Raw genomic sequence first — 22,416 nt, 5'->3', positions numbered from 1 at the left:
TGCCATCACAGTTATGCAGTATTCTCATGACTGGCCCGTCATGCCTTGCGCTATATTCGAAAAGATATAACGTAGCGCGGAGGCGTCTGCCGCGACACCGGGGAGGGGCCAGGCCATGTTCATTCGGCAGTTGAGTTATCTCGTGGCGCTTTCGCAGGCGCAGCACTTTCGCCGCGCGGCGGAACTGTGCAACGTGTCGCAGCCGACGCTGTCCGGTGCGATCCGTAGTATCGAAGAAGAGTTCGGCCTGCCGATCGTGCGTCGCGGACGCCGCTTCGAAGGCTTCACTCCGGAAGGCGAGCGCGTGCTGGCGTGGGCGCGACAGGTGCTGGCCGATTGCGAGGGCTTGCGACAGGAGGCGAGCGCGAGCCGTCGAGAAGTCACCGGTTGCCTGCGCATCGGCACGATCCCCACCGCACTGCCGCTCGTACCGCTGCTTACCGACGCCTGTCTGCGCGAGTTCCCCGGTATGCGTCACGAGGTCTATACGCTTTCCGCGACGCAGGCGCTGCGTCAGCTTTCCGAACTCGATCTGGATGTCGGTTTGAGCTATCTCGACGATCCGCGTCTACGCGAATTCGAAACGATCTCGCTGTTCCGTGAACGATATGTGCTGATTGCGCGCGACGAAACCGCACTGGCCGGACGCACGTCGTTGTCGTGGCATGAGGCGGCGAGGCTGCCGCTGTGCCTGCTCACGAGCAACATGCAATGCCGTCAGGGGATCGATGCGGCGCTGGCGCGGGCGGGCACGTCAGCGTTGCCGCGCGTGGAGACGGATTCGCTCATGGCGCTGTATGCGCATGTGCGGTGCGCCGGGCTCTTCAGCATCGTGCCGCACAGCGTGCTGTGTCTCGCAGAGATGCGCGACGAATTGCATGCCGTGCCGTTACAACCCGCGCTGCACCGCGAGATCGGTCTGATTTTGCGTGAGCGGCAACCACGCCCGCCGTTGCTCGCCGCGGCAGTGGCTTCGTTTCGCTCGGTCGATTTGCAGACACGGCTGGACGCGCTCTTGCCAGCGTAATCCGGATCGTTCTCTTCGACGCTACCGCTTGACGTCACTGGTCGGGATCGCCCTCCATTCCCGCAGCCAATCCCTTGACCTGGAGTCGACTTGAGTTGGCACACTTCATGACATGTGCCAAGCCCGGGGGGGATCGCAGGACATCACGGGGATCGGCCGGGGTCTGAGCCATCGCCCTGCGAGTTGATAGGTCTCACCGATCAATCGATCGGCCGGAACGATTTTCCAAGCGCGTCTGTGGCATCGATCATTGGTCGCAATGCAGCGACGCTGTGATGCGTCGCCAACGCAGACATCGTGTAGATCATCATTTCAGGAGCGAGACACCATGGCAAAGATTGTATGTGTGCTGTACGACGACCCCGTCACCGGATACCCGAAGACCTACGCCCGCGACGATCTGCCCAAGATCGAATCGTATCCCGACGGTCAGTCGCTGCCGACGCCGCGTGCCATTGACTTCCAGCCGGGGGCACTGCTCGGCAGCGTGTCGGGCGAACTGGGCCTGCGCAAGTACCTCGAATCGAACGGTCACCAACTCGTGGTGACGTCGAGCAAGGATGGCGACGACAGCGTGCTCGACCGCGAACTGGCCGACGCCGAAATCGTGATCTCGCAACCGTTCTGGCCCGCCTACATGACGGCCGAGCGCATCAGGCGCGCGAAGCGACTGAAGATGATTGTGACTGCGGGCATCGGCTCGGATCACACCGATCTGCAAGCTGCGATGGAGCACGGCATCACGGTCGCGGAAGTGACGTACTGCAACAGCAACAGCGTTGCCGAACACGTGATGATGACCACGCTCGCGCTCGTGCGTAACTATCTGCCGTCGTACAACTGGGTACTCAAGGGCGGCTGGAACATTGCCGATTGCGTTGAGCGTTCGTACGATCTGGAAGGTATGCATGTCGGCACGGTCGCCGCGGGGCGGATCGGTCTTCGCGTGCTGCGCCTGATGAAGCCGTTCGGCACGCATCTGCACTATCTCGATCGCCACCGTCTGCCGGCGTCTGTCGAGAAGGAACTGAACCTCACGCACCACACAAGTCTTGAGAGTCTGGCGAAGGTTTGCGACGTGGTTACGCTGAACTGCCCGCTGCACCCGGAAACGGAGCACATGATCAACGCCGACAGCCTGAAGCACTTCAAGCGCGGTGCGTATCTGATCAACACGGCGCGCGGCAAGTTGTGCGACCGCGACGCGGTGGCGGCCGCCCTAGAGAGCGGTCAGCTGGCCGGCTACGGCGGCGACGTGTGGTTCCCGCAACCGGCACCGGCCGATCATCCGTGGCGCAGCATGCCGCACCACGGCATGACGCCGCATATCTCCGGGACGAGCCTCTCGGCACAGACACGTTACGCCGCAGGCACGCGCGAGATTCTGGAGTGCTACTTCGAGAATCGTCCGATTCGCAACGAGTACCTCATCGTGCAGGACGGCAAGCTCGCCGGGGTGGGCGCTCACTCGTACAGCGCCGGTAACGCCACGGGCGGCTCGGAAGAGGCGGCTCGCTTCAGGAAGTCGGCCTAACGGCCCAACGTGTGGCGAGGCACAACCTCCTCGTGCCTCGTCACGTTCTCAGCCGGCCATCTCATCGATGCGCCGGTTTTTTTTGCGCTCGTTTGCGCTCATCCGCGCTTATGCAGGGCGCTTCGGGATGTCGAGTCCGCGAACGACGGCGGGGCGCTCGACGAATGCCGCGAGTGCACGTTGCACGTTCTTGAACTGGGCGAAATCGACCAGCTCGCCTGCCTCGTAGAAGCCGACCAGATTTCTGATCCACGGGAACGTCGCAATGTCGGCAATCGTGTAGTCGTCGCCCATGATCCACCGGCGATTCGCCAGACGCGCATCGAGCACGCCGAGCAAACGCTTCGATTCGTTCACATAGCGCTCGCGCGGACGCTTGTCTTCGAAGTCTTTGCCCGCGAATTTGTGGAAGAAGCCCACCTGACCGAACATCGGCCCGACACCGCCCATCTGGAACATCACCCATTGCAGCGTTTCATAGCGCGCGGCCGGGTCGGCGGGTAGCAACTTGCCGGTCTTCTCGGCGAGGTACCAGAGGATCGCGCCCGACTCGAACAGCGGCAGCGGCTTACCGCCGGGACCGTTCGGATCGAGGATCGCGGGAATCTTGTTGTTGGGGTTGAGCGAGAGAAACTCGGGCGAGAGCTGGTCGTCGGTCTGGAAGTTCACCAGATGCACTTCGTACGGCAGCCCGATCTCCTCAAGCATGATCGACACTTTCACGCCGTTGGGCGTGGGCAGCGAATACAGTTGCAGACGGTCGGGGTGCGCAGCAGGCCACTTGCGCGTGATGGGAAACTGGGACAAATCGGCGGACTGATCGGACATGGGGATCGGCGCATTCGTGATAAGCGGCCAGCAGAGCCGCGGGACAGCCAATATAACGCCAAGCGCGCAGATGTGCTGACGACGGATGCACGGCGGCGCCATGTGTGCACCAGCAATGGGCATCGTGTTGCCGGTTTGCCGTTCATGACACTCATTCGGCAGGTTTCGTGAATCTCGCTCACGAAATCGTCAAGCATTTTCACCTTGCATGCACGCGCATCGCGGTCTTAAATTGAAGACCTTCACGACGGTTGCATGGCACTCCGACACGTGAAGTCCTGTCTCGATGGCCGGCAAACCCTGCCGCGCTGCCTTCCGTGTCGCGACGTGGCATCTCGTCTCTACAGACGCCCCGGCCGGCACCTCCTCGTTGTCGTTCATATCGCGCATTGCGCAAGGATCGCATCATGAGCACTTTCAAGACGAAGGATGGCACCTCGATTTTCTACAAAGACTGGGGCAAGGGCCGCCCAGTGGTGTTCTCGCACGGGTGGCCGCTGAGCGCCGACGCGTGGGACGCCCAGATGCTGTTTCTCGTGCAGCACGGGTTTCGCGTTATCGCCCATGACCGTCGCGGGCATGGTCGCTCGGATCAGCCCGGCACCGGTAACGACATGGACACTTACGTCGACGATCTGGCGGCGTTGGTCGAATCGCTCGATCTGCACGATGCCACGTTCGTGGGGCACTCCACGGGAGGCGGCGAAGTGGCGCACTATCTCGGCCGTCATGGCACGCGCCGCGCTGCGCAGGCGGTGCTGATCGGTGCGGTGCCGCCCATCATGGTCAAGTCGGACAAGAATCCGAACGGTCTGCCCATCGGCGTGTTCGACGAAATTCGCGCGAATGTGGTGGGCAATCGCTCACAGTTCTATCGGGATCTGGCCGTGCCGTTTTTCGGGTACAACCGGCCGAATGCCAAGGCGTCGCAGGGGGTGATCGATGCCTTCTGGCTGCAAGGGATGTGGGGCTCGCATCTGGGCCAGTACCTTTGCATCAAGGAATTCTCGGAAGTGGACTACACCGCAGATCTGAAGAAGATCGACGTGCCGACGCTTGTGCTGCATGGCGACGACGATCAGATCGTGCCCATCGACGACTCGGGCAAACTCACCGCGCAGATCGTCAAGCACGCGACGCTGAAGGTCTATCCGGGCGGTGCGCACGGCATGTGCGTCGTCGAGGCCGACAAGGTGAACGCCGATCTGCTCGAGTTCCTGCGCAAGGCGTCCTGAGGCGTTGCGAGACATGAAAAAAGGGACGGCATGTGCCGTCCCTTACCTGCTTCATGTGTCGACCGACGCTCAGCCGTTGTTCAGCACCTTGGCAATGCTGTCGGCTACCACACCGACGTTCTTCTCGTTCAGGCCGGCCACGCACATGCGGCCCGAGCGAATCAGATAGACGCCATACTGATCACGCAGCACGTCGACTTGTGCCGCCGACAGTCCCGTGTACGTGAACATGCCGCGCTGCTCGAGATAGCGCGAGAGCATGTTGTCGGGCACATGGCCGCGCAGGCCTTCGTGAATCGCACCGCGCATGCGCGTGATGCGCTGGCACATCTCGGCGAGTTCGGCTTCCCACGACTTGCGCAGTTCCGGCGTGCTCAGCACCTTGGCAACGATCTTCGCGCCGTGCGTCGGCGGGTTGCTGTAGTTCGAGCGCACCGCGCTCGTCAGTTGCCCCAGCACGCGATCGGCCGCTTCCGCCGACTCGCAAATGACCGACAGCCCGCCGCAGCGCTCGCCGTACAGCGAGAAGTTCTTCGAGAACGAATTGGCGACGAAGGCCGGCACGCTCTGACGGGCCAGCTCGCGGATCACAAAGGCGTCGGCGTCGATGCCCGAGCCGAAGCCCTGATACGCCATGTCCACGAAGGGCAGCAGTTCGCGCTTCTTGAGCACGTCGATCAGTTGCACCCACTGTGCGTCGTTCAGATCGACGCCGGTCGGGTTGTGACAGCACGCGTGCAGCAGCACCACGCTGCGCGCAGGCAGTTTGTCGATGGCATCGACCATTGCTTCGAACTGCAGGCCACCGGTGGCTTCGTCGTAATACGGGTACGTATTCACGGTGAAACCGGCGCGCTCGAAGATGAAGCGATGGTTGTCCCACGTCGGATCGCTCACCCATACCTGCGAGCCGGGGAAGTAGCGCTTGATGAAGTCTGCGCCGACTTTGAGTGCGCCCGAGCCGCCCAGCGTCTGCACCGTGGCGATGCTGCCGGCCTTGCGGGCTGGCGAGTCTTCGCCGAACACGAGGGCTTGCACGACGTCGCGATAGCCGGCGAAGCCCGCCATCGGCAGGTACGGCTTCGGACCGACTTCGGCGAGCAGCAGCGCTTCGGCCTGACGCACGGCCTGCATGACCGGCAGACGGCCATCGTCGTCGTAATAGATGCCGATGCTCAGGTTGACCTTGTCGGTACGGGGATCTTTCGCGAAATTCTCATTGAGCGACAGGATCGGGTCACCGGGGTAGGCATCGATATGTTCGAACATGGCAGTTCCTGGAAAACGAAAGAAAGTCGGTAACGCGCGCTGAGAGAGCGCCGGGCCGGCCGGGCGGCTCTGGCGGCCCCGGCGACGCAAACCACCGATGATACCGCTAGTGAGGTGTCGCCGGGTATGCCCCCGGGGCGGCTGGCGCCCCGGGGCATACGGCGTTTTCTTGAGACCGGCGGCTGCCGGGGCAGTGCGGTTTAGCGCGTTGTGTTGACGGGAACCGGGGCGGCGCTGTTCTTCTGACGCAAGCGATAGCCGATGCCGAGCACGACCAGCCACACCGGGATCAGGTAGACCGAAATGCGCAGATCCGGGATCAGGTACATCACGACCAGAATGCCGCCGAGGAACACGAGGCACACATAATTGGTGAGCGGATAGCCGAGGCTCTTGAACAACGTGGTTTCGCCTGCACGCGCCTTGGCACGGCGGAAGGCCAGATGAATCACGCTGATCATCGCCCAGTTGATGATGAGTGCCGACACGACCAGCCCCATCAACAGTTGGAACGCCTTGCCCGGCATGAAGTAGTTGATCACCACACACACGGCGGTTGCGGCTGCCGAGACGCCGAGCGCTGCGAGCGGGATACCGCGGGCGTTCACCTTGAGCAGGGCGCGCGGCGCGTTGCCCTGACCGGCCAGACCGTACAGCATGCGGCTGTTGCAGTACACGCAACTGTTGTAGACCGACAGCGCAGCCGTGAGCACCACGGCATTGAGCACATGGGCAACGATGTCGCTGTTCAACTCGTGAAAGATCAGCACGAACGGGCTGCCGCCGGTCACGACCTTTTCCCACGGGTACAGCGAGAGCAGCACACCGAGGGCGCCGACGTAGAAAATCAGAATGCGGTAGATGACCTGATTGGTCGCGCGCGGGATGGTGCGCGAAGGATTGTCGGCTTCGGCCGCGGTGATGCCGACCAGCTCCAGTCCGCCGAACGAGAACATGATGACGGCCATCGCCATGACGAGGCCCGACACGCCGTTCGGGAAGAAGCCGCCGTGCCGCCACAGGTTGGTCACGCTGGCGTCGGGGCCCGCGTTGCCGGAGAAGAGCAGGTAGGCGCCGAACCCGATCATGCCGACGATGGCGGCGACTTTGATGATGGCGAACCAGAACTCCGTCTCGCCGTACGACTTCACGCTGGAGAGATTGACGGCGTTGATGATGCCAAAGCACACGAGGGCCGAGACCCAGGTGGGAATGGCGGGCCACCAGTACTGCACGTAGATGCCGACGGCCGAGAGTTCGGCCATCGAGACCAGCACGTAGAGCACCCAGTAGTTCCAGCCCGAGACGAAGCCGGCAAACTGGCCGCAATACTTGTTGGCGAAGTAGCTGAACGAGCCGGCGACGGGCTCGTCGACGACCATTTCACCGAGCTGTCGCATGATGAAAAACGCGACGACGCCCGCGATGGCGTAGCCCAGCAGAACGGATGGGCCCGCGGTCTTGATGGTTTGTGCGATGCCCAGAAAGAGGCCGGTGCCGATCGCGCCACCCAGCGCGATCAATTGGATGTGACGATTCTTCAGGCCGCGGTGGAGCGAGCCTTCATTTGCTGCGTTGCCGGACATGTCTGTTCCTTACCCTACCTTCGTTACCAAGCGGCGCGCTTCTCTGTTTTCGTTCTGTGGGAACGAACCGGAACCGTTGAGCCGCCACGGCGCGGCGCTTATGGCACCGTCGCCGTGTCCTTTGGGATCATCGTGGCGAACGATGATCGCGAGCCCGGGGCATATACCGCCGGGTGTCTCCCCTGGACTCAGACCTTGAGCGTGCCCCGCTCGATCTGGTCGCGCTCGAGCGATTCGAACAGCGCCTTGAAGTTGCCTTCGCCGAAGCCGTCGTCGCCCTGACGCTGGATGAACTCGAAGAACACCGGGCCGAGCAGGGTCTTCGAGAAGATCTGCAACAGCAGTCGCGGCTTGCCGCCTTCGGTCGTGCCGTCGAGCAGGATGCCCCGCGACTTCAGTTCGCCAACCGGCTGACCGTGACCCGGCAGACGGGTTTCGAGCGCATCGTAGTAGAAGTCGTTAGGCGCGGTCATCAGGTCGACACCCGCCATTTGCAGGCGGTCGATGACGTCGATCAGGTTGTCGGTGAGGAACGCAATGTGCTGAATGCCCTCGCCGTTGAAGGCCATCAGGAATTCTTCGATCTGGCCGCTACCCTTGGCCGATTCCTCGTTCAGGGGAATGCGGATTTTACCATCGGGGGCCGTCATGGCCTTGGACGTCAGGCCCGTGTATTCGCCCGAGATGTCGAAGTAGCGGATCTCGCGGAAGTTGAACAGTTTCTCGTAGAAGTTGGCCCAGTACGCCATGCGACCGCGATATACGTTGTGCGTCAGGTGATCGATCAGACGCAGGCCGTGGCCCACCGGATGACGGTCGACGCCTTCGATGTATTCGAAGTCGATGTCATATATCGACTTGCCTTCTTCGAAACGGTCGATGAGATACAGCGGCGCGCCGCCGATGCCCTTGATCGCCGGCAGACGCAGCTCCATCGGGCCAGTCGAGATCTCGACCGGCTGGGCGCCGAGTTCCAGCGCGCGGGCGTAAGCCTTGTGCGAGTCTTTCACCCGGAATGCCATGCCGCAGGCGCTCGGGCCATGTTCGGCAGCGAAGTAGGCGGCCTCGCTGTTCGGCTCGCGATTCACGACGAAGTTGATGTCGCCCTGGCGGTACAGCACCACGTCTTTCGAGCGGTGACGTGCCACGAGCGTGAAGCCCATCTGTTCGAAAATCGGTTCGAGGACGTTCGGTGTGGGCGACGCGAATTCCACGAATTCGAAGCCCATCAATTGCATCGGGTTGTCAAAGAGGTCGGCCATGATCGTCTCGGCTTGGTGAGGTGATTTGTGAGGTGACTGATTCGTTGGACGTGTGCACTGCCCGGTGGTTGTCATCCGTTACCCATATCGGCGGTGCGGGAAGATGCAACAAAATTGTGATTTGTTGACCGTGCGGTCGGGATAGGGTGCCCCGTCCGTTCCATTCGCCGGAACCCTTGAAATGACAAGGATCTTGCGTGCATTTCGACGTTTTACGGCGCTCAGTGTAAGTGGGGTGCCGCAAAATAGGATTTCGTAACTGAGGTAGGGAAACCCTAGGTTATGAATTAATATTTCGCCAGGGAACTGTGAGGGGAAATAAAAGTGCATCACATCGAGATCGACCGAATCGACGTCCGGCTGCTGGGGATTTTGCAGTCGAACGGGCGAATTTCGAATCTGGAACTGGCCGAAGCCATCAAGCTATCGCCGGCGCAGACACTGCGTCGTCACCGGCGGCTCGAAGAGATGGGGGTGATCAAGGGGTACGACACCCGGCTCGACGCGCAACGGCTCGGATTCGGCGTAGTCGCGTTCGTCCACGTCACGATGGAGCGCGGGCATATCCGCGACCTGTCGAACTTCAAGGGACTGGTCGCGGAGCTGGCGCAGATTCAGGAGTGCTTCTCCGTGACGGGGGATATCGACTATGTGCTCAAGGTCGTCGCCCGCGACCTGAAGGCGTTGTCCGACTTTCTGCTCGATACGCTGATGCGCATTCCGGGGGTGAGCGCCGTCAAGTCGAGCGTTTGTCTCGACGAGATCAAGTGCACCTCGGCCGTTCCGCTCTCGGCCTGAGTCCCAGAGGGAGGGGGAGACCCCGCCGTTCGACAACCCATGCTACCCATTATGGGAATCTTGCGAGGCAACACATCATGGTTGACAGCGTTGGAAAATCTGTGATCTCATGCGTCACATGATCACCGCGCAATTCTCCTTCTCGCTACGACTACTAGCCCGCTCCACCGGGCTTGGTCCGTTGCTGCGCGCGTGCATCGTCTGAATTCCTCACTGAAGCACCGCTGATTTTCCCCAGTTACGCCGACCTAAGCCCCGGTTCCTCCAACCGGCGGTCGTAGCTTCTTTGCGTTCATGCGTCGTCCGGTTGACACTTTTGCCGACAATCGAGACAACGCCATGCTGAAGAACCCCGCCACGAAATACCTCCCGTTCACGCCGGTCAATATTCCGGACCGACAGTGGCCGAGCCGCACCATCACGCGCGCACCGATCTGGATGAGTACCGATTTGCGTGACGGCAACCAGGCGCTGTTCGAGCCGATGGATGCCCAGCGCAAGATGCGCATGTTCAAGACGCTCGTCGCCATCGGCTTCAAGGAAATCGAGGTGGCGTTTCCGTCGGCGTCCGACACCGATTTCAACTTCGTACGCGAATTGATCGAAGGCGGTCACGTCCCCGATGACGTCACCATCGAAGTGCTCACGCAAGCCCGCGACGACCTCATCGAGCGTACGTTCGCCGCGCTTAAGGGCGCACCGCGTGCCATCGTTCACCTCTACAACGCCACGGCGCCCGAATTCCGCCGCATCGTCTTCAACCTCGATCAGCCGGGCGTGAAAGCGCTCGCCGTTGCTGCCGCCAAGACGATCAAGCGTTGTGCCGACGCCGCGCCCGATACGCAATGGACGCTGCAATACAGCCCCGAAACGTTCACCGGTACCGAACTCGCATTCGCGAAGGACGTATGCGATGCCGTATTCGACGTATGGCAGCCGACGCCCGAGCGCAAGTGCATCGTGAATTTGCCGGCGACGGTGGAAATCGGCACACCGAACTACTACGCCGACCAGATCGAATGGATGCACCGCAACCTCGCGCGCCGCGATTCGCTGATCCTCTCGGTTCACCCGCACAACGATCGCGGCACGGCGGTGGCCGCCGCCGAGCTGGCCGTGATGGCCGGTGCCGATCGCATCGAAGGTTGTCTCTTCGGTAACGGTGAGCGCACCGGTAACGTCGATCTCGTCACGCTCGGTCTGAACCTGTACACGCAAGGGGTGGACCCGGGCCTCGACTTCTCGAACATCAACGAAATCGCCCGCACGTCCGAAGAGTGCACGCAGTTGCCCGTGCATCCGCGTCATCCGTATGTCGGCGATCTGGTCTTCACCGCGTTTTCGGGCTCGCACCAGGACGCCATCAAGAAGGGCCTCGCCGTACAAAAGCCGGATGCGATCTGGGAAGTGCCGTACCTGCCCATCGACCCGAGCGATCTCGGCCGCACGTACGACTCGATCATTCGCGTGAACAGCCAATCGGGTAAGGGCGGCATCGCCTACCTGCTCGAGCAGGCCTACGGCGTGCAAATGCCGCGTCGTCTGCAAGTCGATTTCAGCTCGGCCGTGCAGCGCCACACCGACGAGACGGGGGCCGAAGTCACCGCCTCGCAGATCTGGCAACTGTTCCAGAAGGAATACGTGGCGTCCGATGCGCCGGTCGCCTACATCGGTCACACGCTCTCGGAGCGCGACGGCCGTCAGCACATTGCCGTGACCATCGACATTCACGGTCAGCGCACCACCGTGTCGGGCGCCGGTAACGGCCCGCTCGATGCGCTGATGCACGCCATGCGTACGCCTGTGCGTGTGCAGCACTACGAGGAACGCGCCCTCACGCAGGGGGCCGACGCACGGGCGATTGCCATCGCAGAAATGGCGGGCGAGACCATCGTGGGCAGCGCGTTCGGTGTGGGCATCGATGCGAATCTGACGACGGCATCGATTCGGGCGGTCATCAGCGGGATCAACCGTGCTTACGCTCGCAGCGATGCGCAGGCCACCTTTTTCGACGCCGTGATGCGTGACGTCGCCAAGGCTGTCTGAACGGCCGGCGGCACTAGCGGAACAGCAGGAAGGACAGAAGGACGGAAGGAGACAAGGGGCAGACGGGTCCCGCCCGGCACTGATCGTGCTCGCGGGACCCCGGTGCGGCGTAGCGGAACTTACCCAGTCCCGCACGACCGCCGCCGGCCTGAAAACACCGGCGGGGTAGTGGGATTACACCGCTTCGATGGCGATAGCGATGCCTTGGCCGACCCCAATGCACATCGTACACAGCGCAAAGCGACCACCGGAACGCTTCAGTTGATACATCGCCGTCGTCACCAGACGTGCGCCGCTCATGCCGAGCGGATGGCCCAGCGCAATGGCGCCGCCGTTCGGATTGACGCGCAGGTCGTTGTCGGCCACGCCGAGCTGACGCAGCACGGCAAGGCCCTGGCTCGCAAACGCTTCGTTGAGTTCGATGACATCGAACTGATCGAGCGACATACCGAGCCGCGCGAGCAGTTTTTTTGTTGCGGGAGCCGGACCGATGCCCATGATGCGCGGTGCCACCCCTGCCGTCGCCATGCCCAGAATCCGGGCTCGCGGCGTCAGGCCAAAGCGCGCCGCATTCGCCTCGTCTGCCAATAGCAGTGCGCAGGCGCCGTCGTTGACGCCAGAAGCGTTACCGGCGGTCACGGTGCCATCCGGGCGTACCACGCCCTTGAGTCTGGCGAGCGCTTCCATGCTCGTCGCACGCGGGTGTTCGTCGCGATCGACGACGATTGCTTCGCCTTTCTTCTGGGCGATCGACACCGGCGTGATTTCCTCGGCAAGCGTGCCGTTCGCCTGAGCGCGCGCTGCCTTCTCCTGCGAATGCACCGCAAAGCGATCCTGATCTTCGCGGCTGATGCCGAACTCGGTCGCGACGTTCTCGCCCGTCTCGGGCATCGAATCCACGCCGTACTGCGCTTTCATCAACGGATTGACGAAGCGCCAGCCGATGGTCGTATCGAAAATCTCCGCCTGACGCGAAAACGCGCTGGCCGCCTTGCCCATCACGAACGGCGCACGGCTCATGCTCTCCACGCCCCCCGCAATCATCAGACCGGCTTCGCCTGCCTTGATGGCCCGTGCTGCCGTGCCGATGGCATCCATGCCCGAGCCGCACAGACGGTTGAGCGTGGCGCCCGGCACGTCTTGCGGCAGGCCGGCCAGCAGCGCCGACATGCGCGCCACGTTGCGATTGTCTTCCCCGGCCTGGTTGGCGCAGCCGAAGATCACGTCGTCGACCTGCGTCCAGTCGACACCGCCGTTGCGCGCCATGAGCGCCTTGAGGGGAATGGTGCCGAGGTCGTCGGCACGCACGGAAGACAGCGCGCCGCCGTAGCGGCCGATCGGGGTGCGAATTGCGTCGCAGATGAAGACTTCACTCATTTGTCTACCTCACAATGAAAATCGCCGGGCCACATTCGATGATGTCCCGGCGATGGTGGCGTGCGATGGTGTCGTACGACGGGTTAGGCCACGGCCGGCGACGGCAGCAGCGCCACACCGGTCAGGCGTTGTAGTTCGTCGAACGAGAGGCCGTCGACCATGTCGATCACGCGCAGACCTTCGGGCGTGACATCGAGCACCGCCAGATCGGTGTAGATGCGCGTGACGCAGCCCACCCCGGTGAGCGGATACGTGCACTGCTCGACGATCTTGCTCTCGCCCTGCTTGGTCTGGTGTTCCATCATCACGAACACTTGCTTGGCGCCGCTTGCGAGATCCATCGCACCGCCTACGGCCGGGATGGCGTCGGGGGCGCCGGTGTGCCAGTTGGCGAGGTCGCCCGTGATCGAGACCTGGAAGGCGCCCAGCACACAGAAGTCCAGGTGGCCGCCGCGCATCATCGCGAACGAATCGGCGTGATGGAAGAAGGCGCCGCCCGGCTTGAGCGTGACGGGTTGCTTGCCGGCGTTGATGAGGTCTTCGTCCTCTTCGCCCTTTGCGGGGGCCGGGCCCATGCCGATCACGCCGTTTTCGCTCTGGAGAATGATCTCCTTTTCGGCAGGCAAGTGATTGGCCACGGCCGTCGGCAGACCGATGCCGAGGTTCACATAAGCGCCGTCGGGAATATCCTGGGCGACGCGGGCGGCCATCTGGTCGCGGGTCAGTCGGTTCATGTCGTGCTCCGGGTTCAGATGGGGATCAGGCGCGTGCGGCGCTTGGCACCGCGACGATGCGTTGAACGAAAATGCCGGGCGTGACCACGGCTTCCGGATCGAGGTCGCCCAGTTCGACGATTTCGTTCACCTGAACGATGGCGCATTTCGCCGCCATGGCCATGATCGGGCCGAAGTTGCGGGCGGTCTTGCGATACACGAGGTTGCCCCAGCGGTCGCCCTTGAGTGCCTTGATGAGGGCGAAGTCGGCATGGATCGGCAGTTCGAATACGTACGGCTTGCCGTCGATCACGCGCGTTTCCTTGCCTTCGGCGAGCAGCGTGCCGTAGCCGGTGGGCGTGAAGAAGCCGCCGATGCCCGCCCCAGCGGCACGAATGCGCTCGGCGAGATTACCCTGCGGCACCAGTTCCAGTTCGATCTTGCCTGCGCGATAGAGCGCGTCGAACACCTGCGAGTCGGTCTGACGCGGGAACGAGCAAATGATCTTGCGTACGCGCCCGGCTTTAAGCAGGGCAGCGAGGCCCGTCTCGCCGTTGCCGGCATTGTTGTTGACGATGGTGAGATCGCGCGCGCCCTGATCGATCAGGGCGTCGATGAGCGCCGAGGGCATCCCGGCGTTGCCGAAGCCGCCAATCATGATGGTCGCGCCGTCGTGAACGCCGGCGACCGCGCTGGCGAGCGAGTCGTAAATCTTGTTGATCACACGTGCCTCCTGGGCAGTTCCATCGGGCTGACGGGCTCGCGCCCCTCGCCCCGGTTCGGTGTCTCCCGGCGATGGCCTCTTGTCCAATGGCCTCGTCTGGTTCACAATGTTCTTATAGCGAACAAATATTCGCTATAAGAACAGCCTAAGCCTTCCCGTGTCGGGCGTCAAGCGAGTGCCCGCCTGAGACGCGGGCCATGCCGTCGTGACACCGGCCATGAAGTGGCGTGTGTCGCGCGGTGGAACACGCGACGCAAATCCATTACGCTTGCCGTTCACGCGAAGACACTCGATCTCCCCCTACATGACACCTGTGCCGAACGACGCAACCGAACCGACCGGCAAGAAGCCGGGCGACTCCTATGTGCAGTCGTTCGCGCGCGGGCTGGCGGTCGTCAAGGCGTTCAACGCCGCGCGCCCCGCGCAGACGCTCTCGGAAGTGGCGCACGCCTCCGGGCTGACACGCGCCGGGGCCCGCCGCATTCTGCTCACGCTCGAGGCGCTGGGCTACGTACGAAGCGAGGGGCGGCTGTTCCGGCTCACCCCGAGAATTCTCGACCTCGGTTTTTCCTATCTCACGTCGATGCCGTTGTGGAATCTTGCCGAGCCGTTCATGGAGGCGCTCGTGCAGCAGGTACAGGAGAGCAGTTCCGCCTCGGTGCTCGACGGTGACGACATTGTCTACGTGCTGCGCGTGCCGGTGCGCAAGGTCATGTCGATCAACCTGTCGATCGGCAGCCGCCTGCCGGCGTGGTGCACGTCAATGGGGCGCGTCATGCTCTCGGCGTTGCCCGACGACGAACTCGACGCCGCATTGCGCCGCGCCGACATCCGCCAGCACACTCGCCGCACGGTGACGGACATCGACGCGCTGCGCGAACGGATTCTCGACGTGCGCGCCAAGGGATGGGCGCTGGTCGATCAGGAACTGGAAGAGGGGTTGATTTCGATTGCTGCCCCGATCCGTAATCGCGCGGGGCAGGTGATTGCGGCGATGAACGTCAGCGGTCAGGCCAACCGGACGTCGGCTGCCGAGATGGAAGCGAAGTTCCTCGCGCCCCTTCAGCAGGCGGCGCAGAAGATTTCACAGATGGTGGTGGTGTAACGCCGGCAGAGCGACGGCACGCGATACAAGACAAGAACACGTCGCACAAAAAAAGCGGGGCGCCCGGTGATCGGGCGCCCCGCTTTCGTCAGGGAGCGTGACGCAGGGAAGGTTGCCCGGCGATCAGCGCGCCGCGTTGCCCAGTGCGCCCGCGCGTGCGAGACGAAGCGCCGAGAGCAGCGTGTCGTGATCGCCGATCTGGTTGGCGAGCAACAGGATCAGTTGCGCGTTGGCGGCCTGACTCTGTGTCTCGTCGAGGTCGCGATGCATATCGATCAAGGCTTCGTAGAAATCGTCCGGATGTGTCAGACGCGGTTGTGTATCGAGTGCCATGAAGTGTCTCCTTCCTGCGAAATCGGTGGGCGTTGAGCGTCGATCGGCGGGATCGGCCGGGGCGGCGTCAGGCCGCACATTGCATCGGCGCGACTTCCGGTGCCGTTCGGCCGAGCGCGCGCTCGCGCGCGGCGGCAATCGCCGTGGCGTCGATGGTGCGCCAGCGTGCGCACACATGCTGATCCGGACGAATCAGATACACCGTGCCAGGTGCGGCGTCGTACCGTTGGGCGGCAAGACCTTGCACGTCGTGCCAGACGCTGTGTCCGTGGTGCGCATCCCGTGCGACTTCAGCATCGGGCGTCACGAACACCGGCACGACCGGCACGCTGTCGTTCGCAAGGGCATCGAGGGCCGTGAGCGCTGCGGTGTCGAGTGAGCCCGGCGCCCCGAACACGAGCGCGACGAAACGTCCACCCAGACGCGGCAGCAGCCAACCATCCTGTCCTTGACGAGTGAGCGGTGCATCGACGCAAGCCGCACCCGGCACCATGCGTCCGGCGAACGTATCATGTCCGGTCGTGTTGAGTGTCGACTCGTGAAGTACCGCGGGCACCGACAGCCGTCCGCTGTTGACCAACTGCCGCGCAAACGCATGGTCGCGGGCCAGGGTCAGCACAGCATCGCGGAACACGCGCGAGACAGGGCTCTTGGGCGTGATGAAATCCGTCGAGCGAGTGGAATTGCGGATGTTCTCGTCGGCGGCGAATTCGCGCTCGCGCGCATAGGTATCGAGCAGCGTATCGGGGGCATGACCGGCGAGCACCAGTGCGAGTTTCCACGCGAGGTTCTCGGCATCCTGCACGCCGCTATTCGCGCCGCGCGCACCGAATGGCGACACCCCGTGTGCCGCGTCGCCGGCGAACAGCACGTGACCATGACGGAAGTCGTCCATGCGCAAGCAGGAGAAGGTATAGACGCTGACCCACTCCAGCGTGAACTTCGCGTCCGGGCCAAGCAGGGCCTGCACCCGCGGGATCACTCGCTCGGGGGTCTTCTCGAGCGCCGGATCGGCGTCCCATCCCAATTGGAAGTCGATGCGCCACACGTCGTCGGGTTGGCGATGCAGCAGAACGGACTGATTCGGGTGGAAGGGCGGGTCGAACCAGAACCAGCGCTCCGCAGGGAAGTCCGCGCTCATCTTGACGTCGGCGATCAGGAAGCGATCCTTGAACGTGCGGCCGTGGCTGTCCACACCGATCAACTTGCGCAGGGGACTGCGAGCCCCATCGGCGGCCACGACATAGCGGGCGCGCGTTTGATACTCCCCGTCGGGGGTCTCGACCGTGAGTGTGACGCTCGCGTCGGGCGTGCCTGGCGTGCCCTGCTGCGTGAGTCCGACCACCTTGCTCTTCCAACGGATGTCGATGTTCGGCAGTTCGCGTGCGCGCTCGAACAGATAGCCTTCGACGTAATACTGCTGCAGATTGATGAACGCCGGACGATGGTGCCCTGCCTCGGGCAGCAAGTCGAAGTTGTAGACCTCCTGATCGCGCAGGAACACGCGACCGACGTTCCAGCACACGCCCTTTTGCACCATGCGCTCGCCGCAGCCGAGACGGTCGAAGATATCGAGCGTGCGCTTGGCAAAGCAGATGGCGCGCGAGCCGGCCGAGAGCGTGCAGTCGTCATCGAGGACAATCACGGATACGCCTTGCTGCGCGAGATCGATGGCGGTTGCGAGTCCCACCGGACCTGCGCCGACCACGATGACCGGATGCGTCTCGGCCGCGACGTTGCCGGATTGTTCCGCACACGGCTGGTATTCGAACGTCAGTCGCTGGTAATCGATGCTGCTCATGCAATGTCTCCATCGTCGGCACCGCACCGGCGCACATGCGCCGGCGGGTCCCGTTTTTACTTTTCGCTTTTGCTGCCGGCGCGCTTACCGAGGCCGCGCCGGGATCGAACTCAGTTTTGCAATGCGGTCCACATTTCCTTGTCGCGCTGCGCCGTCCAGATACGCGGATGCGTGATGCCGCTCGCTTCGTCAAACGCGCGGGTCACGTCGAACGGCAGGCAGTGTTCGTAGATGAACACATGGCCGAACTTCGGGTCCATCTGGCTGCGCGTGAGCGCCATCGCACCCTTGAGGTCGAGCTTCTGCTCGACCGCTTGCTTGCCCGCTTCGAACAGCGTCGTCACGAAATCTTTCGTGTAGGCGAGACCCTTGGCGACTTCCTCGGGCGTGGTCAGCGCGGGACCACGGCCCGGCACGAGTTTCTCGGCACCGAGCGCGGCCAGCGCATCGAGTGTGGCCGGCCATTCGGCGAGTTGCGCGTCGCCGGTGTAGCAGGCGGCGTCGTACTCGACCAGGTCGCCCGAGAACAGCACTTTCTGCGACGGCAGCCACACGACGGTGTCGCCCTTCGTATGACCCGAGCCGAGGTGCGCGATCTTCACTTCGAGCTTGCCGAGGAAGAGCGTGATTTCCTTCTCGAAGACGAGCGTCGGCCACGTGAGGCCGGGCACCGTCTCGACACCGGCGAACAGGCGCGGAAAGCGCTCGATCTCCGACTTCATGTCGGCTTCGCCACGTTCGACGATCATTTCGTAGGTGCCGCGGCTCGCGATGATCTGCTGAGCACCTTCGGCGAAGTAGGCCGATGCGCCAAGCACGCGCACGGCGTGGTAGTGCGAGAGCACCACGTACTTGATCGGCTTGTCGGTGACCGTGCGGATCTTCGCGATCAGATCTTGCGCCATGGCGGGCGTGGCTGTCGTGTCGACGATCATCACGCCGTCGTCGCCGATGATGACGCCGGAGTTCGGGTCCCCTTCCGCCGTATAGGCCCAGGTGTTCTCCGACAGTTGGGTGAATGTGACCTTCTTGGCTTCCAGGTCGGCTTGCGAGGCGAATGCTTTGGCCATGCTTGTCTCTCTCTTATCTCGTCTGCGGGGATGGTGCGGATGATGAGGGCATCTTACGAAACGCTCAGAATATTTGTCAATGACAAAGATGATTGTTATTTGCTAATGTTGTGACGTTGGCGATTTGAAGGCGTTTGCGTTCCGGGTTAACCCTGCGGCATGGCAGGGAGAGAGGGAAGCAACGGACGCCGACTTGTTTAGAATCTAGGCCATTTTCCTTGGGGAGCCCTGGCTCTCGTGACCGCATGAACCGAATTCCGATGGACGGTGCCGCCGATGTGAACGGCCGGCCCGGCCGAGCCTCGCGCGGCGTACAAAGCGTGGACGTGGCCGCGCGCGTGCTTCAGGCGCTGGCGCAAGCCCGCCGCCCGCTGGGGCCGGGCGATCTTGCCGCGCTCGCCGGGCTGCCACCCGCACAGGCACATCCGTATCTGGTAAGCCTCACCCGATTGGGTTTGCTCAAGCGCGACCCGATGTCGGGTGATTACGCGCCGGGTCCCATGACATTGCGTCTCGCGTTGTTGCATCTTGAAAACGATCCGGCCTATCGCGCTGCCGTGCCTCGTGTGATCGCGCTGGCCCGTGAGACCGGCTTCTGTGTAGCGATCTGCACTCGCGCGCCGCAAGGCCCGCTCGTCGTGCATTTCGAGCGCGCGGCGTTTCCGCTGCATGTGAACCTGCATGTCGGTTCGGTGATGTCGCTGACGGCGACGTCGACCGGCCGCACGTTCTGCGCCTTCACACCGCAGGCGCAATGGCCGCAAGCGTGGCATGAGCAGATGCCGGCGACGCCGGCTGAGCGCGAACGGTTCAACGCCCTGCTGGACGAGACGCGTGCACACGGCATGTCGCGCAGTGTGAACACGCCGAGTCCGTCGGTGAGCAGTTTGTGTGCACCGGTGTTCGACGCGAGCGGACGCCTGCGTCTGGGGCTCACCGCCATCGGGCCGACGGCGGCGCTCGACGTGGCGTGGGACGGTGCGGCGGCAAGCGCATTGCGTGCGGCGGCGAGAGCGATCGCGGCGCAGGTCGATGCGGATCGGGAAGCCGGCGAGGTGAGCGCATGAGTGCAACGCGAAGCCGGGCAGAAACAAATGAGACGACGGACGACGTGACGATGACCCCGGCGAAGCCGCAGCGCGGCATTCAGGCGCTTGAAAGCACCGGCGCGTTGCTCGAAGCGTTGGTCGCGGCGGGACGCCCGCTAGCGCTGGGTGCGCTAGCGCGCGACGCGGGCATGGCCGCCGCGAAGGCGCATCCGCATCTGGTGAGCCTGCAACGTGCGGGCTTGCTCACGCGCGATGAGCACGGCAACTTCGAAGCGGGGGCGTTAAGTCTCGAACTCGGATTGATGGCGCTGCAACGTCTCTCGCCGACCGGCGAAGCCGAGCCGGAGATTCTCGCGCTTGCGCAAGCCACCGGGTTGTCGGCGGCGATGGCGGTGCTGGGGCCGGTCGGGCCGACGGTGGTTCGTCTGGAAGAAGCGATGCGCCCGCAGCACGTGAGCCTGCGCATCGGCACGGTGCTCTCGCTGGTGAACACTGCCATCGGACGCACGTTCGCCGCCTTCCTGCCGCCAGCGGTGCTCGACGGTCTGCTCGCGCAGGAGTCCGTGCGCATGGCGGGGCTAGGCGCGGAAGGGCGCCCGCTGACGCCGATGCCAGACTATGCTGCGCGGCTGACGTCGATCCGGGAGCAGCAATTCGATACGGCGCTAAGCAACCCGGTTCCCGGCATCGATACCGTAGCGGTTCCGGTGTTCGATCACACCGGGGAAGTCACCCTGGTGCTCGCGTTGATGGGGTCGGCGGGCAGTTTCGAGACGGCGCTCGACGCACCACCGGCACAGGCGCTGATTGCGGCGGCGCACCGGTTGTCATGGCGTTTCGGTGCCGTGGGGCGTGCGGACGGGGTCATCGGATAGTTGCGTGTTCGTCGGGTTGCGCAGCGTCGTGACGTTGGCAGCCGATGCATTTGCGCCACGCTTTCACGTTGGTTGAGGCGACGCTAACGGCGCACGGTAAGATGAGCGTCAACGCCGTCCCCCGTCACCCCGACTTGTTGCCATGACTGCCGCCATGATCCGCGTGATGACTCGTGAACCCGTTCGATCCCGAGATGTTTGTCCCGACGTTCCGGTTCGCCGCAGGCAAAGGCGCAGCGGGATGCGGTGGCCGGCGTGCATCGCGGCGTTCGCCGTCGCAGGTGCGCTGAGCGCTTGCAGCACCCCCTCGCCGCCGCCGACACCGGGGCAGGCCAAACCACCCGAATCGGCCGCCCGCATCGATGGCATGCCCGCCGACTGGACACTGATCTCCACGGTGATCGTGAGCCGTCATGGCGTGCGATCGCCGACCCATGCCCAGCCCCCACTCGACAAGCTGAGCCCGGACGCCTGGCCCGGCTGGCCGGTGCCCGCCGGTTATCTGACGGCACGAGGTGGCTCGCTGGCCGAACGCATGGGCCGCTATTACGGCGACTGGCTGCGCGCGCGGCGTGTGCTGCCCGATAACGTGTGCCCGGCACCCGGTACGGTCTATGGATGGGCCGACATCGATCAACGCACACGCGAGACCGGCAACGCGCTGCTGCAAGGCATGGCGCCGGGGTGCGACATGCGTGCGTCGCATCAGGCGGATCTCACGACTTACGACGCGGTATTCCAGCCTGTGGCTGCGGGGGATTGCCCGCTCGACCCGGGCGTGGCGCGCGGCGCAATCGAGGCGCGTCTGGCGCCGGACGGCGTCGCGGGCCTGAACAAACGCTACGCCGCGACGATTGCCCGCATGAGCGAAGTGCTCGACTATGCGCGCAGTCCGGCATGCGGCGCACAAGGCGGCTGCAAGCTCGAGGACGTGCCCACGCGATTGCGCGTCGAAGGCGATGGCAGCGGCGTGGCGTTGCGCGGGGCGCTCGGCAGTGCGGCGACGGCGTCGGAGGTCTTCCTGCTGCAATATGGCGAAAGCCTGCCCGACAGCGACGTGGCCTGGGGCAGAATCCGCGACGAGCAGGATTGGGCGCGCCTGCTCGAAGCGCATAACGCGCAGCGCGATCTGCTTAACCGCACGCCTTATCTCGCGTCGGCCAACGGCACGCCGCTGCTGGCCGTGACCCTCGATGCGCTGACGCGTTCGGCGGCGCAGAGTGGCGCACCGGCTCTCGCGCCGGTGCGTGGACCTGTTCTGCCGGTGGGCAATCGCGTCTATGTGCTGATTGGCCACGACACGAACGTGGCCAATGTCGCGGGCATGCTCAGGCTCGATTGGCAACTCCCCGACCAGCCCGACAACACACCGCCCGATGGCGCCTTGGTGTTCACGCTGTGGCGCGATCCGGCGGGCGATGCGTTCGTGCGCGTGGAGATGGTGTATCAATCGATGCATCAGATGCGGCACCTCACCGCACTCTCGCTCGACGAACCGGCAAAACGCGTGACACTCGCCTTGCCCGATTGCAGCGATGGCCCGGATGGGAAAAGCTGCCGCTGGCCGGCGTTCGCCCAGCGTGCGAAGGCGGCGCTATCGCCTGCGTGTCTGGACGGCGTGCATTGATGGCGTAAGTAAGACCGGCAAACCAACGCGCAGACGGGGACTTCGGTCCCCGTTTTCCATGGGGCGATGTCTCGGCGCGTTGTTGTCGAATGCCACACGCGTTACACCTTCCTTCTAATTTATTTCGCTAGCGAAATAAAATCGCGCATATACTTCG

19 protein-coding genes are annotated in these 22,416 nt (G+C 63.5%); 9 read left to right on the top strand and 10 right to left on the bottom strand.

What is annotated here, in order from left to right:
• Positions 1-115 precede the first annotated feature (115 nt).
• Both C266_RS17905 and C266_RS17900 read left to right on the top strand, forming a co-directional pair.
• On the top strand, positions 116-1,027 hold the full coding sequence (locus C266_RS17905; RefSeq protein WP_010804957.1) for a LysR family transcriptional regulator: 912 nt from the start codon (positions 116-118) through the stop codon (positions 1,025-1,027).
• Between the two features lie 328 nt (positions 1,028-1,355).
• A complete protein-coding gene (locus tag C266_RS17900; RefSeq protein WP_010804958.1) occupies positions 1,356-2,561 on the top strand; it encodes an NAD-dependent formate dehydrogenase in 1,206 nt (401 codons plus the stop codon).
• Between the two features lie 108 nt (positions 2,562-2,669).
• Here the strand turns inward: C266_RS17900 and C266_RS17895 are convergent, their stop codons facing one another.
• A complete protein-coding gene (locus C266_RS17895) occupies positions 2,670-3,389 on the bottom strand; it encodes a glutathione S-transferase N-terminal domain-containing protein (RefSeq protein WP_010804959.1) in 720 nt (239 codons plus the stop codon).
• Positions 3,390-3,796: 407 nt separating this feature from the next.
• Between C266_RS17895 and C266_RS17890 the strand changes: the two genes are divergently transcribed.
• Positions 3,797-4,624, top strand: coding sequence for an alpha/beta fold hydrolase (locus tag C266_RS17890; protein ID WP_010804960.1), 828 nt, complete (start codon positions 3,797-3,799; stop codon positions 4,622-4,624).
• A 69-nt stretch (positions 4,625-4,693) separates the two neighbouring features.
• Here C266_RS17890 and C266_RS17885 read toward each other — a convergent pair whose 3' ends face one another.
• The 3 genes from C266_RS17885 to hppD form a co-directional block, all read right to left on the bottom strand.
• Positions 4,694-5,893 (bottom strand): amino acid aminotransferase, encoded by a 1,200-nt coding sequence (locus tag C266_RS17885; RefSeq protein ID WP_010804961.1) that lies wholly within the window; start codon positions 5,891-5,893, stop codon positions 4,694-4,696.
• A gap of 200 nt (positions 5,894-6,093) precedes the next feature.
• Positions 6,094-7,479 carry an amino acid permease gene (locus tag C266_RS17880; protein WP_010804962.1) on the bottom strand — a complete coding sequence of 462 codons (1,386 nt, stop codon included), beginning with the start codon at positions 7,477-7,479 and terminating at the stop codon, positions 6,094-6,096.
• 188 nt (positions 7,480-7,667) lie between these two features.
• Positions 7,668-8,741, bottom strand: a complete 1,074-nt coding sequence (gene hppD, locus C266_RS17875) for a 4-hydroxyphenylpyruvate dioxygenase (protein ID WP_010804963.1) — start codon at positions 8,739-8,741, stop codon at positions 7,668-7,670.
• Between the two features lie 324 nt (positions 8,742-9,065).
• Here hppD and C266_RS17870 point away from each other — a divergent pair, with 324 nt between their 5' ends.
• Positions 9,066-9,539, top strand: coding sequence for an Lrp/AsnC family transcriptional regulator (locus C266_RS17870; RefSeq protein WP_010804964.1), 474 nt, complete (start codon positions 9,066-9,068; stop codon positions 9,537-9,539).
• Between the two features lie 339 nt (positions 9,540-9,878).
• On the top strand, positions 9,879-11,585 hold the full coding sequence (gene leuA, locus C266_RS17865; protein WP_010804965.1) for a 2-isopropylmalate synthase: 1,707 nt from the start codon (positions 9,879-9,881) through the stop codon (positions 11,583-11,585).
• A 174-nt stretch (positions 11,586-11,759) separates the two neighbouring features.
• Here the strand turns inward: leuA and pcaF are convergent, their stop codons facing one another.
• From pcaF to C266_RS17850, 3 genes are all read right to left on the bottom strand, one after another.
• Complete coding sequence (gene pcaF / locus C266_RS17860) at positions 11,760-12,962, bottom strand: 3-oxoadipyl-CoA thiolase (RefSeq protein ID WP_010804966.1); 1,203 nt, start codon at positions 12,960-12,962, stop codon at positions 11,760-11,762.
• 83 nt (positions 12,963-13,045) lie between these two features.
• Positions 13,046-13,696: a CoA transferase subunit B gene (locus C266_RS17855; protein ID WP_010804967.1), complete on the bottom strand. Its 651-nt coding sequence runs from the start codon at positions 13,694-13,696 to the stop codon at positions 13,046-13,048.
• A 25-nt stretch (positions 13,697-13,721) separates the two neighbouring features.
• Complete coding sequence (locus C266_RS17850) at positions 13,722-14,399, bottom strand: 3-oxoacid CoA-transferase subunit A (protein ID WP_010804968.1); 678 nt, start codon at positions 14,397-14,399, stop codon at positions 13,722-13,724.
• Between the two features lie 304 nt (positions 14,400-14,703).
• Between C266_RS17850 and C266_RS17845 the strand changes: the two genes are divergently transcribed.
• Positions 14,704-15,504 (top strand): IclR family transcriptional regulator, encoded by an 801-nt coding sequence (locus C266_RS17845; protein ID WP_010804969.1) that lies wholly within the window; start codon positions 14,704-14,706, stop codon positions 15,502-15,504.
• Between the two features lie 123 nt (positions 15,505-15,627).
• On the opposite strand, the gene C266_RS17840 is transcribed toward C266_RS17845, so the two are convergent.
• The 3 genes from C266_RS17840 to C266_RS17830 all read right to left on the bottom strand — a co-directional run bounded on the left by C266_RS17840 (position 15,628) and on the right by C266_RS17830 (position 18,708).
• Entirely contained in the window at positions 15,628-15,837 is a 210-nt protein-coding gene (locus C266_RS17840) for a DUF2783 domain-containing protein (protein WP_010804970.1), read from the bottom strand.
• Positions 15,838-15,904: 67 nt separating this feature from the next.
• On the bottom strand, positions 15,905-17,638 hold the full coding sequence (locus C266_RS17835; protein ID WP_010804971.1) for an FAD-dependent oxidoreductase: 1,734 nt from the start codon (positions 17,636-17,638) through the stop codon (positions 15,905-15,907).
• Positions 17,639-17,748: 110 nt separating this feature from the next.
• Positions 17,749-18,708, bottom strand: coding sequence for an MBL fold metallo-hydrolase (locus C266_RS17830; protein WP_010804972.1), 960 nt, complete (start codon positions 18,706-18,708; stop codon positions 17,749-17,751).
• 245 nt (positions 18,709-18,953) lie between these two features.
• Here C266_RS17830 and C266_RS17825 point away from each other — a divergent pair, with 245 nt between their 5' ends.
• The 3 genes from C266_RS17825 (at position 18,954) to C266_RS17815 (ending at position 22,259) form a co-directional block, all read left to right on the top strand.
• On the top strand, positions 18,954-19,775 hold the full coding sequence (locus C266_RS17825; RefSeq protein WP_246831202.1) for an IclR family transcriptional regulator: 822 nt from the start codon (positions 18,954-18,956) through the stop codon (positions 19,773-19,775).
• Positions 19,772-20,632, top strand: coding sequence for an IclR family transcriptional regulator (locus C266_RS17820; RefSeq protein ID WP_010804974.1), 861 nt, complete (start codon positions 19,772-19,774; stop codon positions 20,630-20,632). Before C266_RS17825 ends, C266_RS17820 begins: the two co-directional genes overlap by 4 nt.
• A 241-nt stretch (positions 20,633-20,873) precedes the next feature.
• The gene (locus tag C266_RS17815; RefSeq protein WP_010804975.1) at positions 20,874-22,259 is read left to right on the top strand and encodes a histidine-type phosphatase; all 1,386 of its coding nucleotides are present in this window, start codon (positions 20,874-20,876) and stop codon (positions 22,257-22,259) included.
• The last annotated feature ends 157 nt before the right edge of the window (positions 22,260-22,416 follow it).

This window comes from Pandoraea sp. SD6-2 (assembly GCF_000389825.1).
Classification (GTDB): Bacteria; Pseudomonadota; Gammaproteobacteria; order Burkholderiales; family Burkholderiaceae; genus Pandoraea; species Pandoraea communis.
This window is presented reverse-complemented; position numbering and strand designations above follow the sequence as displayed.